Genomic DNA, 12,818 nt, shown 5'->3' with positions numbered 1-12,818 from the left:
GGGGTTAGTCAGAGTAGAGCGCGGGAGAACGGCGGTCGACAGCTGGGCGAAGATTTCACTCCCGCGTACTCCGTGCCGCACGCCGGGTCCTGCGCTGCGCGGGACGCCAGGCGGTCAGCATGGCCAGGGCCAGCAGGAGCTCGGCGATGTCGCCGCCGTAGTACATGAGGTCCGCGCCGGCGCGGCGCTCGTCGGCGGGTACGTCCAGCCGGACGCCGATGCCCGCGAAGATGAGCTGGGCCAGCGTGGCGTGGACGGCGATGGCCACGGCGAGCATCACCAGGCGGGCCGGGACCGGCGGCCGGTGCGGGGCCGGATCGGGGCCCGCCACCACCCAGGCGAAGAGGTATCCGGAGGCGAGGAAGTGCGCGTGCACGGCGTGGTGCAGCGCCGGGCTGGTCGTGGTCGCCGTGTAGAGCGGCGTCAGGTACAGCGCGAGCAGCGCGCCGGCCGTGAGCAGCAGGACGACGACCGGGTGGGCCACCAGGCGGGCGGGCCGGCTGCGCAGGATCCGGGTGATCCGCCGGGCGCGCCGTACGGGCAGCGTGCGCAGCAGCAGCGTGACCGGCGCGCCGAGCACCAGGCCCAGCGGGGCCAGCATGGCGAGCAGCAGGTGCTGGAGCATGTGCCCGTGGAAGCTGCGCTCGGCGTATCCGCTCACCGGCGGCAGCAACGCGACGGCCAGCAATGCCACGCCGGTGAGGAAGGCGGCGGTCCGGTGCCGCGGCCAGCCCCGCGGGTCGCGCCGGACGGCCAGGACGTAGCCGGCCGCGGCCAGCGCCAGCACCCCGGCCGGCAGCACGGCCGGGGCGACGGCCGTCGCGCCGCCGGAGGAGTCGCCGCCGTGTGCGAGCAGCGTCACGACCGGTTCACCGGTCGGCGGCGTCACGCGACCGCGCCGCGCGGTGCGGTCCGGCAGCGTCGCGCGGCGGTGCGGCGGTGCGCTGCAGCAGCCATCCGCCGGCGACGAGGATCGCGCCGAGCGCCAGGAAGCCCAGGTCCCAGGCGAGTTGGTGGGGGCCGCCGCGGACGTGGTGGATCCCCAGGAGGTGGTGGTCGACGACGCCCTCCACCAGGTTGAACAGTCCCCAGCCGACGAGCATCCAGCCCCACAGGGCGCGCGACGCCAGCAGGCCGGAACGGTCGCGGCCGACCCGCGAGTACAGCAGGGCGAGGCCGCCCAGCACCGCCAGCCAGGTGACCGTGTGGAACAGCCCGTCCCACAGCGTGTTGATCCGCAATCCGTGCACCGTGTCCGCGGTGTACGACGTGCTGGTCAGCATGTGGTGCCACTGCAGCAGCTGGTGCAGCAGGATGCCGTCGAGGAAACCGCCCAGGCCGATGCCGAGGATGACGCCGGGTGCCGTCAGACGTGGCCGTGCACCGATCTCCATGACATCCGCCTCCTGCCGCTGTGGCGCCCTCCCGCCGGCCCGGCGCCGGTTTCCAGGCGGATGCCCATCGCGGCGACGACGAAACCGGTCTTCCTAAGAGGACGGTGCGCTCAGATCGGCCGTCTCCGTGCGCGCGGGTGCCCGGAACATGACGGCCCCGAGGGCGATCCCGGTGCAGAGCAGGAAGATCTGCGGGTCCAGCTCGGTCTGGTCCAGGATGGTGAAGATCTCCCACCCGGCCGGGCTGGGCAGCCCGAAGCCGCTGGCGGTGAGGGCGGTGAACAGCCACAGCGGCGCCGACGCCGGGTGCGGCGTGCCGGTGGCCAGGAAGACGGGCACCATCACCGCGGCGTCGGCGAGGGCCAGCGCCCCGAGCGCCCCGATCCACCATGCCCGGGCCCGCCGGCCGGTGGCGGCCAGTCGGTCGACGCGGGGGAGCAGCGCGCCGAGCCCGCCGAAGAAGATCAGGTACGCCGGACCGTGCGTCGCCAGCTTCGCGGAGTTGCCGGAGAGGGCGTACTGCAGGAAACCGGCGGCGCAGCCGGGCACCGTGACGGCGAGCACCAGCGTGGTCGTCGCGGCGCCACCGACCGTCCACCAGCGGCCGAGCCGGGCGAGCAGGACCGCGCCGGCGCCGAGGAGCAGGGTCGTCGCCGCGTACTGGAGGGCGCCGGTGTCGGGCAGCAGCACACCGGCGACGACGATCGCGACGAGGAACACGGCGGCCGCCGTCAGCGGAGCGACGACGGTCAGCCGCAGGGCGCGCCACAGCGCCCCCGCCCGCGCCGCGGCGGTGCCGGGCTCGCGCGCCGGGCGGGCGACGGCGAGACTCGCCGCGAACCGCAGCATCGCCCCGGCCCGGGCCTCGCCGGCCAGCACGTGCAGCTCGGCGGCCCACTCGCGGCGCAGGTCGTCGCGGAGCCGGGCGGGCCAGCGACGGACGGCGAGCCGGAGCAGCGCCTCGGCGATCCGCCGGGTCACCATGCCGGCCTCGCGGCGCCGGGCGCGGCCGGGACCGCCGTCTGCGTCCGCAGCTCGGCGAGGGCCTGCCGGGCCTGCGCCACGCCCTCGGGCGTCAGCCGGTAGAACCGGCGGGCCGGCCGGCCCTCGGCTGCCGGGTCGATCTCCTCCCAGCGCGCGGTGAGCCATCCCGCGGCCTGGAGCCGGTGCAGGATCGGGTAGAGGCTGCCGCTGGCCAGGCCGGTCGCCCGCATGAGGTCGAGGCCGTACCGGTCGGTGCCGGGTTCGGCGAGCAGGACGGCGAGCACGCGCGCCGTCGTCACGGTCATCCGCATCGCCGGACTATATCCCATCTCTACATAGGGGGAGGGCTGGCGGGTGACGGGCGGCCGCGCAGGGCGCCGGGGTCGCGGCCACCAGCGCGGCCGGGGCGGCGGTGAACTCCGGGCGTCGACCGGCTTCGACGTCCTGCAGACCTTCGTCGTCAACCCGGTCGCAATGACCCTGTTCATCGAGGCCACGGCGTCGCTGTTCGCGTTCGACCCGGTCGACGAGATCATCGACGCGGTGCGCAACAGCGGCGCCAAGACCTCCCGGAGCGGCACCTGGTGACAGACACGTCCGCACCCCGGCCTCGCGGCGGGGGTGCGGACTTCCTTCGGGTGCTCACCTGAGCCCCTGGGCCAGGTACAGGGCGGCGAGGGCGACGGCGAGCGTACCCAGCAGCAACCGCAGCGCCGCCTCGGGCAGGCGGGGCTGCACCCGGGCGCCGGCGTACCCGCCGAGCAGCCCGCCGGCTCCGCAGAGCAGGCCGAGAGTCCAGTGCGGAGCGATCTCGCCGGTGACGGTGAGGGCGAGGATGCCGTAGGTCGCGGCGCCGGCGATGGAGCTCACGAAGGTGGAGGCCAGGGCGGCGGGCGCGAGCTCGGTCATGGGAGTGCCGCGGCCGGCCAGGATCGGGCCGAGGAGGGAGCCGCCGCCGATGCCGTACACGCCGCCGACGGTGCCGACGGCGAGGCTGAGGCCGAGGATGGCGGGCCGGGACAGCGGGGCCCGCTCCCGCGCGCCCGGCCTCAGGGCACGGACGCAGAGCCAGAGCCCGAGGGGCAGCAGGACCGCGGCGGCGACGAGGCGGAAGGCCCGGGGCCCGGGTACGGCGAAGACCCGCAGGAGCGCGCCGAGCACCACGCCGGGCAGGGTGCCGGCGATCAACAGCCGGGCGAGCGGACCGGCGAGCTGGCCGTTGCGGCGGTAGCGGGCCAGCGCGCCCGGCCCCGAGACGACGTTGAACAGCAGGTTCGTCGGCGTGACCGCCGGATTCGGGACGTGCAGCACGCTGAGCTGGACGGGAAGCAGGAACACCGCTCCGGAGACGCCGACCGGCGCCGTGACGATCGAGAGCGCGAATCCGGCGAGAAAGCCGGCCAGCCCGGTCTGCCAGCTCATCGACGGCACCATATCGAGTGGTTGTTGCGAGGTTTTTGTCGGAGGGGCCCGTCACCATGGCGGCATGGCCCAGCCCTCACCGACGCACCGGCCGCCGGCGGAACTGCCCGTCAACGACGTCCGCACCCGGCTCACCACCCTGGCGCGGATGACCCAGCTCACCGGCGAGGTCACCGTGATCACCGACGGCGGTCAGCCGGTCGCCGCCCTCGTGAGCGTCGACACCGCGCGCAGCCGCAGCGAGACGCAGGCGATGCTGGCCCGCCGCCAGGCGGCCGCCCGGGGATGGCAGGAGCGCCTCGAGGCCATGCGGCAGGAGGTCCGCGCCCAGCACCGGCAGCGCGCCGACGACCTGCAACGGGCCCTGCTCGAGGCGTGGGCGCTGATCGACGAGCTGCGCCCCGCGGGCCGGCACCGCCGGCTGGAACAGCTGCGCGCCATGCACCGGGAGCTGCTGGGGGCGGCGGGCGAGCCACGCTGAACGGCGCTCCCGGATCGCAACCGCTCGAGCACCCGGCCCTGCCGCGGGCTGCGCATGCTGAATGACCCGATTGCTCCTTCGACCGACGAGGCGCCATGACTCATGTCCGTGCGGGCTTGCGCTCCAAGCCCCGTACCCCCTGGATGGCGGCCGCCGCGCTCGCGGCCGCCGCGGTTCTCTTCCCGGGGGTGCCGGCTCAGGCGGCCGCCTCCGCCACGACCGTCTCCACCGCGGCCACGGATACGGCGGCCCTCGGCGTCAACGTGGGTGGTGTCAACGACTGGACGCCCGAGTGGCCGTTCGTGGACGCCTTCCGGACCTCCCGTTACTGGGTCTCGCAGCGTACGGGGCAGGGCTGGGGCCAGGGCCCCGCGCTCAGCCTCGACGCCGACGGCTGGGTGACGAGCCTGGAGAAGGACCAGTCGGTGGATGCCGCGATCCTGCTCAGCCCGGGCCCGTACCCGGCCGGCAAGTTCGTCGTCACCTGGAAGGGCCGGGGAAAGGTCTCGATGTGGGGCGGGGACGGCAAGATGTCCAGCCCGGCCCCGAACCGGTTCGAGTACGAGGTGGGCACGCCGGGCGGCCACTTCCTGCGGATCAGCGAGACCGATCCGCGTGACTACGTGCGCGACATCCACGTGTGGATGCCGGGCTACGAGCACACCGGCGCGGAGCAGGAGTTCCACCCGCAGTTCCTGCAGCGTCTGCAGGGCATGAAGACGCTGCGGTTCATGGACTGGATGGCCACCAACAACTCGGCGCAGGTCACCTGGGACCAGTACCCGACCGAGCGCTTCGCACGCCAGAGCGACGGCGTCGCGCCGCAGATCATGGCGCGGCTGTCGAACCGGGTCGGCGCCGACCCCTGGTTCACGATGCCGCACCTGGCCGACGACGACTGGGTCCGCCAGTTCGCCACCACGATCCGTGACACCGTCGACCCGGACCGCAAGATCTACATCGAGTACTCGAACGAGGTCTGGAACGGCATCTTCGACCAGGCGAAGTGGGCGCAGCAGCAGGGCATCGCCAGGGGGTGGTTCAACCCCGGATGGGAGTGGCAGGCCAAGCTGCGCATGCAGGCGCACCGCTCGGTGGAGATCTTCCGGATCTGGCGGCAGGTGTTCGGTGCCGACGCCGACCGGCGCCTGGTCCGGGTCCTGGCCACCCAGGCTGCCTTCCCGGCGGCCGGCGAGGCCGTGCTGTCCTGGCAGAACGCCTACCAGGAGGCCGACGCGGTGGCGATCGCGCCGTACTTCAGCTGCGACGGTGACTACCTGCGCAACGGCAGGCTCGCCAACCCGGGCGCTCCCGCGGCCGCCGCGGGTGTCCTGAGGGCCGGCGTGACCGGGGTGCTCGACAACTGCGAGCGCGCCGTCCACCAGGAGATCCGCGACTGGATCACCAAGTACAAGGCGCTCGCCGACAAGTACGGCCTGGATCTCATCGGCTACGAGGGTGGCCAGCACCTGGCCGGTATCCACGGCGGCGAGAACAACGAGGCCGTCAACAAGATCATGTACGCGGCGAACCGCCACCCCCGCATGCGCACCGTGTACGCGGAGTACATGAGCATGTGGCGCGAGCTGGGCGGCGGCACTCTCGCCATGTTCGCCTCGGGCGGCACGTACACCAAGTGGGGCTCGTGGGGCCTGGTCGAGTACGAGGGCCAGCCGATCTCCCAGACGCCGAAGTACCTCGCGGTCCACGAGGCCATGCAGGGGCTGGGCCAGCGCCCCTCGGGCATCGTCCGGCCCGCGGTCACCGCCCTGTCGGTCCGTGGCGGCCTCGTCGGCGGGGGAGTCAAGCTCACGATCACCGGCACGAACCTGACCAGTGCCAGCGCCGTCCGCTTCGGCAAGGTCCGCGCTCTGTTCCAGCCCGTGGTGAAGGGTGCCACGACCAGCCTGACCGCGACCGTGCCGCCGAACCTGGCCGGTGGCGTGGTGGACGTGACGGTGGAGAACCCGGCCGGCACCAGCGCGGCGACCACCGCGACGACGTACACGTACTTCCCGCCGCCGCGCGTGGAGTCGCTCAGCACGTCGACGGCGTCGGTCGTGGGTGGCACCGAGGTCACCGTCACCGGCACGGCGCTGTCCGGCGCCACCGTGGTGAAGCTGGGCAAGGCGACCGTGCGCCCGGTCCGGGTGTCGCCGACCTCGCTCGTCTTCAAGGCGCCGGCGCTCGCGGCCGGAACGGTCGACGTCACCGTGACCACGCCGTACGGCACCAGCCCCGTCGTGGCGGCCGGCCGGCTGACGTACGTGAACCCGCCGCGGCCGGTCATCACCGGTCTCTCCGTCGACCACGGCTTCAGCAACGTCGCGACCACGGTCCTCGTCACCGGCACCGACTTCACCGGCGCGACGTCGGTGACGATCGGCAAGGCGCGGGCGACGTCGTTCACGGTGCTGTCCAGCACCCAGCTGCGGGCGGTGCTGCCCCCTCAGCCGGCGGGCACATGGGACACCGTCCGGGTGATCACGCCGGGCGGCTTCAGCTACGGCACCGACGCGACCGACTTCCGGTACTTCGCACCGCCCAGGCCGGCGGTGACCGGCATGTCGGTGCACCGGGGCGCGACCCGGGCGGCGACGACGGTCGTCGTGACCGGCACCAACTTCACCGGTACGAAGCTGGTGACGGTGGCCGGGGTCAGGGCCAAGTTCCGGGTGATGTCGCCGACCCAGCTGACGGTCACCGTGCCGGCGCACGCCCCGGCGAGCGGCCACGTGATCGTGACGAACGCCGGCGGCGAGAGCCTCGCGGCCGGCGACCGGACCGCCTTCGCCTGGGTGGCCGGCTGACCTCCGCGCCACGCTGACGCCGACCCCCGTCGAACCGTATCGGTTCGGCGGGGGTCGAGTCGTGTCGGCGGTTAGCCGCGGGGTGCGGGCTTCGTGACTGGGCGGCCGTTTTGTCGCAGGACCGGCGGGTGTGCACCCCGGGACCGCCCGGTATCCGGCCATCCCATTGACTGGGATGGGCGGCAAAATATCGAAACGCCTCTCTCCTTCGATGGTGGGAGCCGTGACGTGGGAAGACGCCCCGATCCGGTCCACAGTGCACGATTCGCTGTGAGGTGTTACATCTGACGCCGATCTGTACACCTGATCTTCGATGCGGTACTTGTCATCCCGCAAGGCCGCATCGATGGCGGCCCGCCCGCGCCGTGGTGGCGATCCGGGCGTAGCGCATCCACGACATCTGGAGGACGAGGTTGAAGCGAACCTCGAGGCGTTGGCCGCTGACCCTCGCGGTCGCCACCGCGGTGACCGGTGCGGCCAGCATCACGGTGGGCCTGGTCATCGCGCCGGCCGATCGATCGGCCACGGTCGCCGCCGTGGCCGCCCCGGCGGGGGAGACGGCCACCCTGGCCGCCGCCGACGACACCTCCGGCACCGTGACGATCGCCCGGCCCGACGGCAACGGTGGCGTCCAGCGGGTCGCCGGCGACGAGCTCAAGCTCGCCTCCTACGACCCGCGTGCGGGCAAGGCGCGCCTCGTCGGCGCCCCGCGGGGCGGCAAGCCGCAGGCCGGCAAGCCCGTGGTCCGCAAGGGTGACGTGATCGCCAGCGGACGCTCGAAGACCCTGCCCCACGGCGCGCTGGTGAAGGTCACCGACGACCGTGCGGACGCCGCCGGCCAGGTCTCGGTCACCCCGGCCACGCTGCCCGACCTGCTGGGCGACCAGAAGATCACCACCAGCACCCCGGTGCCCTCCACCGACGTGACGGTCAAGCCGTTGACCAAGGGTGTCACGGCCACGATCGAGCAGGTCGCCGGCCGGACCGCCGCGCAGCCCGGTAAGACCGGGCAGACCGGGGCGCCGGCCCCGTCGTCGTCCGTGGCCACCCCGCCGGTCAGCCCGTCCGGGCGAGCGTCGTCGCCGGCCGCCACGCCGCCGGCCAGCCCGTCCGCCGGCGCCGGCGACCCGTCGGGCCCGGCGACGCCGTCGACCGGTGCGTCCGTCGCGCCGCCGACCACCCCGCCCACCCAGGCGTCGCCCTCGGCGCCCACCTCGTCGTCGGAGCCCGCGGAGCCGGCCACTTCCCGCGAGCTGGACGGCGCGACGCTGCTGCCGCCGGCAGCCGTCGCACCCGCGCCGCTGGCCGCGGCCGGGGGCAAGGAGCGGCACAACGTCGGCAGCGAGATCAAGCTCGACCTCGACGTGCCGGTCGGCGAGCTCGGCTTCACCGGCACCGCGCAGGCCGGTCCGACGCTGTCCGGCTGGGTGCACCTCCAGCCGCAGGTCATCTTCAACTACGAACGGGCGCACTGGTACAGCGTCGCCCCGTCCGCGGCGGCGATCGGCATCGGCGGCGCGTACGACTACGGCTGGAAGGTGCACGCCGGCCTGGCCGGCACGGTGGACACCGGGCGCAAGCCGCTGCGGCTGCCCTTCGCCGAGGTGCACGTGCACACCACGCTGCTGGTGGGCGGCTTCCCGGTGGTGGTCGACGCCGACCTGACGTACTTCTACCAGGTCTCCGCGTCCGGCAAGATCACCGTCGACGCCGAGCAGAAGACCGCCGGCGAGCTGTCCCTCGGCGTGCGCTACAGCAAGGACCGGGGCTGGTCGCAGATCCCGCTGGCCACCTCGCACGTGACGCCCGGCAGGAAGCTGGAGATCAACGGCGCGGCCGAGGCCAAGGCCACCATCGGCGCCCAGTTCGACGTCGCCCTCTACGGCGCGGTCGGTGCGGGCCTGGAGTGGGCGCCCTACCTGCGCGCCGACGCCGCGGCGGGCACCAGCACCGCCCCGCGCTGGGGCGTGTACGCGGGCTTCGAGGCCAAGGGTCAGCTCTTCGCCCAGCTGAAGATCCTCGGCATCAAGCTCTTCGAGAAGCGGCTCGACCTGCCGCCGCTGCGCAAGGAATGGCAGATCGCCGGCAGCAAGCCGGCGGCGCCGGGCGGCGGCACGGCCGTCACAGGCTGACCTTCCCACCACGACAGGGCCGGATCCCCACGAGGGGTCCGGCCCTGTGTGTGCCGGCGCTATCCCCGGGGGCCGAGCGCGGCGCGCCGGGATGCCAGGAAGGCGCGCTCGGTCGCGTTGCCGGCCAGGGCGATGGCCTCGTCGTAGGCGGCCGCGGCCTCCGCCTCGCGTCCGAGCCGGACCAGCAGGTCGGCGCGGGTCGCCGGAAGCAGGTGGTAGCCCGGCAGCTGCACATCCTCCAGCGCCGCCAGGGCCAGCGCGGGCCCGTGCACCTCGGCGACCGCGACCGCGCGGTTGAGCGCGACGACCGGCGTCGGCAGCAGGGCCTGGAGCTGGTCGTAGAGGGCCAGCACCTGCGACCAGTCGGTGGCGGTCCCGTCGGTGTGCACGGCGTTGATCGCCGCCTGGATCTGGTACGGGCCGGGCCGGTTGCGCCGCAGGCAGCGGCGGACCAGGTCGTGGCCCTCGGCGATGAGGCCGCGGTTCCACAGTGACCGGTCCTGGTCGCCGAGCCGCACCAGCTCACCGCCCGGGCCGAGCCGGGCCGGCCGGCGCGCCTCGGTGAGCAGCAGGAGGGCGAGCAGGCCGAGGACCTCGGGCTCGTCGGGCAGCAACGCGGCGAGCTCCCGGGCGAGCCGGATCGCCTCCGCGCACAGGTCGGTCCGGATCAGCGGCCCGGCGGTGGCCGTGTAACCCTCGTTGAACATGAGGTAGAGCACGGTCAGCACCGGCGGCAACCGGTCCGGCAGCTCCTCGGCGGCCGGGACCCGGTAGGGGATGCCGGTGTCGCGGATCTTCTTCTTGGCGCGCACGATGCGCTGGGCGACGGTGGCCTCCGGCACGAGGTACGCCCGGGCGATCTCCGGCACCTCGAGCCCGCCGAGCAGGCGCAACGTGAGGGCGGTGCGGGCGTCCGGGGCCAGCGCCGGGTGGCAGCAGGTGAAGATGAGCCGGAGCTGGTCGTCCTGCACCGGTCCCACCTCCTCGGGCTCGGCCTGCTGGTGCAGCAGCAGCGCCTGGGCGTGTCGTGCCTCGCGGGTCGACTCGCGGCGGAGCCGGTCGACGGCGCGGTTGCGGGCGGTGGTCACGATCCAGGCGCCCGGGTTGGGCGGCAGGGCCTCCCACTTCTCCAGGGCCACCGCGAACGCGTCCTGCACGGCCTCCTCGGCGAGGTTGATGTCGCCGAGGAGGCGGACCAGGGTGGCCACGCAGCGGCCGTACTCCGCCCGGTAGACGCCGTCGAGGTCCATGCCGGTGCGCCGGTTCCCGCTCAGCTCTCGGGCTCGTCGTCCTGGAAGGGCCGCACCTCGACCGGCCGCATGCAGGCCTCGGTGCACTTGGCGGCCCAGGCCAGGGCCTCGTCAAGGTCCCGGCAGCGCAGGACCCAGAACCCGCCGAGCTGCTCCTTCGTCTCGGCGAACGGCCCGTCGGTCATGGTGGTCCGGCCGTTCTCGGCGCGTACGACGGTGGCGCTGTCCGGCGGCAGCAGTCCGCCGCCGAAGACCCAGGCCCCCGCGTCCTGCAACTCCTTGTTGACCCGGTCGACCTGCGCGAAGGCGGTCTGCATCTCCTCCGCCGAGGGGGCCGGCTCGCCCTCGACCATGTGTACGGCCAGCAGGTACTGCTTCATGACGTTCCTCCGATGGGTAGACGGGTGAATGGTGGCAGAAACGAGGTGACCGCGGACAGCGTGGTCAGGCGGACAGGCGACGGGCGACGGCGGGGATCACGATCGCGGCGGCGACCAGGTGGGTGAGCATCAGCAGCGCCTTGGTGGCCGGGGTGGCCTGCACGATGACGTCCGGGACCAGCGAGAGCACGGTGAGCGCCACCGTCGTCCGCACGAACGCGCGTCGCGGGTGGCGCACGGTGCGGGACAGGACCGCGGCGAGGACCAGGCCGGCCACCGAGCACAGCGCGGTCAGCACCGCGAATCCGGGCATCGGGATGGGCTCGCCGCCCACGTCGAGGCTGACGCCGGCGGCCCGTCCGGCCACGGCGACGGCCATGGTGGCGGCACCGGCGACCGCGGTGCCGGCGAGACCGGTCCCGATCAGCGCGACGATGCGGGAGTCGGCGGTGCGGGCCGGCTTCGCGGTGATGGTCATGATGCCCTCCGGTGTGTCGCGGACCGGCTCCGTGCCGGCCTCTCACCAGGGCTACGAACGGGCCCGGCCGGAATCGACAGCACGACCGAAGTTTTTTCCGGACTTTTTTCTGAGGCCCCCGGGGCGGGTGTGAACGATGGCCTGCCTCGCCGGCCCCGAGGGGCGATACCCCGGGGGGCCGAAGCTCAAGATGCCGTCAATTCCGCCGATTGTTGCTGTCAGCGGCGGGGGTGCCGCGGGAAGGAGGCGACGTGCTCAGCCAGCGTACGGAAGCGACGCAGCAGCTCACCGATCTGTTGCGGACGGCCCGTCAGTCACTGGGTCTCGGCTGTGCGTTCCTCACCCGGTTGGACGGCACGCACCAGACCCTGGAGCTCGTCGACTCCACGAACCCGGACACCTTCCGCGCGGGGATGAGCCATCCCCAGGAGAACTCGTTCTGCCAGGCGATCCTGGACGGGCGGCTGCCTCCGGTGATGGCGGACGTCACCGCGTACCCGGAGGCCATGAAGCTGCCGGGCGCCCAGGTTCCCTGGATGCGCAGCTTCGTCTCGGTGCCGGTGGTCCTCAGCGACGGCACGGTCTACGGCACCTTCTGCGCGGCCGGCTTCTCCACCGACCCCGAGCTCGCCCCGCGGGACCGCGCGCTGATGGACGTGCTCTCGCACGCCGCCTCGGTGATCATCGAGCCCGGCCTGCAGGAGGCGGCCCGGCACGCCGAGATCGCCGAGCGGCTGGGCCCGGTGCTGGACGCCGGCGGCCCGGTCGTGCTGCTGCAGCCCATCGTCGACCTGGCGAGCCGGGTCCGGGTCGGCGCGGAGGCGCTGAGCCGCTTCCCCCGGGAGTGGGACCTGCCGCCGGACCGCTGCTTCGCCGACGCCCACGCCATCGGCGAGGGGCACCGGCTCGAACTGCTGGCGCTGCGCCGGGCCGCCGCCCACCTGGACCGCGTGCCGCACTACGTGACCATGAACGTCTCGCCGGCGACCCTGCTGACCCGGGCCTGCACCCGCCTGCTCGACCGGTTCCCGCTGGACCGGGTGGTGCTGGAGCTCTCCGAGCACGAACCGGTCGAGGACTACGACGCGCTCAAGGCCGTGCTGGCCCCGCTGCGCGCCCGCGGCATGCGCCTGGCGATCGACGACGTGGGCGCCGGGTTCTCGTCGCTGCGCCACATCGTCGTCACCGCCCCCGACGTCATCAAGCTGGACCGCAGCATCGTCACGGGGATCGGCACCGACCCGGTGCTGAGCGTGGTGACCCACTCCCTGGTCGACCTGGCCCGGGCCACCGGCGCCACCGTGGTCGCCGAGGGCGTGGAGACCGAGGCCGACGCCGCGGCCCTGACCGCCGTCGGTGTCGACCTGGGTCAGGGGTGGCTCTTCGGCCGGGCGACCAGCCCGGAGGAGCTGCGCGAGGACTACGCGGTAGCCGTCGCGTCATAGGCCCGCCGGACACACGGCGTCCCCGGGAGCGTGTCGCTCCCG

The 12,818-nt window shown here is 73.6% G+C and carries 13 protein-coding genes; 5 read left to right on the top strand and 8 right to left on the bottom strand.

Features of this window, described 5'->3' with window-relative positions:
• Positions 1-55: 55 nt before the first annotated feature.
• The 4 genes from IEY99_RS08595 to IEY99_RS08580 form a co-directional block, all read right to left on the bottom strand.
• Positions 56-862, bottom strand: a complete 807-nt coding sequence (locus IEY99_RS08595; RefSeq protein ID WP_229798349.1) for a cytochrome c oxidase assembly protein — start codon at positions 860-862, stop codon at positions 56-58.
• A 7-nt stretch (positions 863-869) separates the two neighbouring features.
• Complete coding sequence (locus tag IEY99_RS08590; RefSeq protein WP_189201193.1) at positions 870-1,394, bottom strand: DUF2243 domain-containing protein; 525 nt, start codon at positions 1,392-1,394, stop codon at positions 870-872.
• A gap of 93 nt (positions 1,395-1,487) precedes the next feature.
• Positions 1,488-2,378, bottom strand: coding sequence for a hypothetical protein (locus tag IEY99_RS08585; protein WP_189201191.1), 891 nt, complete (start codon positions 2,376-2,378; stop codon positions 1,488-1,490).
• On the bottom strand, positions 2,372-2,689 hold the full coding sequence (locus tag IEY99_RS08580) for a PadR family transcriptional regulator (RefSeq protein WP_189201189.1): 318 nt from the start codon (positions 2,687-2,689) through the stop codon (positions 2,372-2,374). Before IEY99_RS08580 ends, IEY99_RS08585 begins: the two co-directional genes overlap by 7 nt.
• A gap of 43 nt (positions 2,690-2,732) precedes the next feature.
• Here IEY99_RS08580 and IEY99_RS08575 point away from each other — a divergent pair, with 43 nt between their 5' ends.
• Positions 2,733-2,966, top strand: coding sequence for a hypothetical protein (locus IEY99_RS08575; protein WP_189201187.1), 234 nt, complete (start codon positions 2,733-2,735; stop codon positions 2,964-2,966).
• Positions 2,967-3,020: 54 nt separating this feature from the next.
• Here IEY99_RS08575 and IEY99_RS08570 read toward each other — a convergent pair whose 3' ends face one another.
• Entirely contained in the window at positions 3,021-3,800 is a 780-nt protein-coding gene (locus IEY99_RS08570; RefSeq protein ID WP_189201185.1) for a sulfite exporter TauE/SafE family protein, read from the bottom strand.
• A gap of 64 nt (positions 3,801-3,864) precedes the next feature.
• Here IEY99_RS08570 and IEY99_RS08565 point away from each other — a divergent pair, with 64 nt between their 5' ends.
• The 3 genes from IEY99_RS08565 (at position 3,865) to IEY99_RS08555 (ending at position 9,223) form a co-directional block, all read left to right on the top strand.
• Positions 3,865-4,281 (top strand): type II toxin-antitoxin system Phd/YefM family antitoxin, encoded by a 417-nt coding sequence (locus IEY99_RS08565; RefSeq protein ID WP_189201183.1) that lies wholly within the window; start codon positions 3,865-3,867, stop codon positions 4,279-4,281.
• A gap of 95 nt (positions 4,282-4,376) precedes the next feature.
• Positions 4,377-7,091, top strand: a complete 2,715-nt coding sequence (locus IEY99_RS08560) for an IPT/TIG domain-containing protein (RefSeq protein ID WP_189201181.1) — start codon at positions 4,377-4,379, stop codon at positions 7,089-7,091.
• A 413-nt stretch (positions 7,092-7,504) separates the two neighbouring features.
• Positions 7,505-9,223: a superantigen-like protein SSL4 gene (locus IEY99_RS08555; RefSeq protein ID WP_189201179.1), complete on the top strand. Its 1,719-nt coding sequence runs from the start codon at positions 7,505-7,507 to the stop codon at positions 9,221-9,223.
• 59 nt (positions 9,224-9,282) lie between these two features.
• Here the strand turns inward: IEY99_RS08555 and IEY99_RS08550 are convergent, their stop codons facing one another.
• The 3 genes from IEY99_RS08550 to IEY99_RS08540 all read right to left on the bottom strand — a co-directional run bounded on the left by IEY99_RS08550 (position 9,283) and on the right by IEY99_RS08540 (position 11,331).
• Entirely contained in the window at positions 9,283-10,473 is a 1,191-nt protein-coding gene (locus tag IEY99_RS08550) for an RNA polymerase sigma factor (RefSeq protein ID WP_189201177.1), read from the bottom strand.
• 20 nt (positions 10,474-10,493) lie between these two features.
• The gene (locus IEY99_RS08545; protein ID WP_189201175.1) at positions 10,494-10,853 is read right to left on the bottom strand and encodes a YciI family protein; all 360 of its coding nucleotides are present in this window, start codon (positions 10,851-10,853) and stop codon (positions 10,494-10,496) included.
• A 64-nt stretch (positions 10,854-10,917) separates the two neighbouring features.
• Positions 10,918-11,331 (bottom strand): DUF6069 family protein, encoded by a 414-nt coding sequence (locus IEY99_RS08540; RefSeq protein WP_189201173.1) that lies wholly within the window; start codon positions 11,329-11,331, stop codon positions 10,918-10,920.
• A 251-nt stretch (positions 11,332-11,582) separates the two neighbouring features.
• On the opposite strand from IEY99_RS08540, the gene IEY99_RS08535 reads away from it, so the two are divergent.
• Positions 11,583-12,776, top strand: a complete 1,194-nt coding sequence (locus tag IEY99_RS08535) for a sensor domain-containing phosphodiesterase (protein ID WP_189201171.1) — start codon at positions 11,583-11,585, stop codon at positions 12,774-12,776.
• The last annotated feature ends 42 nt before the right edge of the window (positions 12,777-12,818 follow it).

Source organism: Couchioplanes azureus (assembly GCF_014648355.1).
GTDB classification, from domain to species: Bacteria; Actinomycetota; Actinomycetes; order Mycobacteriales; family Micromonosporaceae; genus Actinoplanes; species Actinoplanes azureus.
The sequence above is the reverse complement of the archived record's forward strand: the minus strand, read 5'-3'. Positions and strand labels throughout refer to the sequence as shown.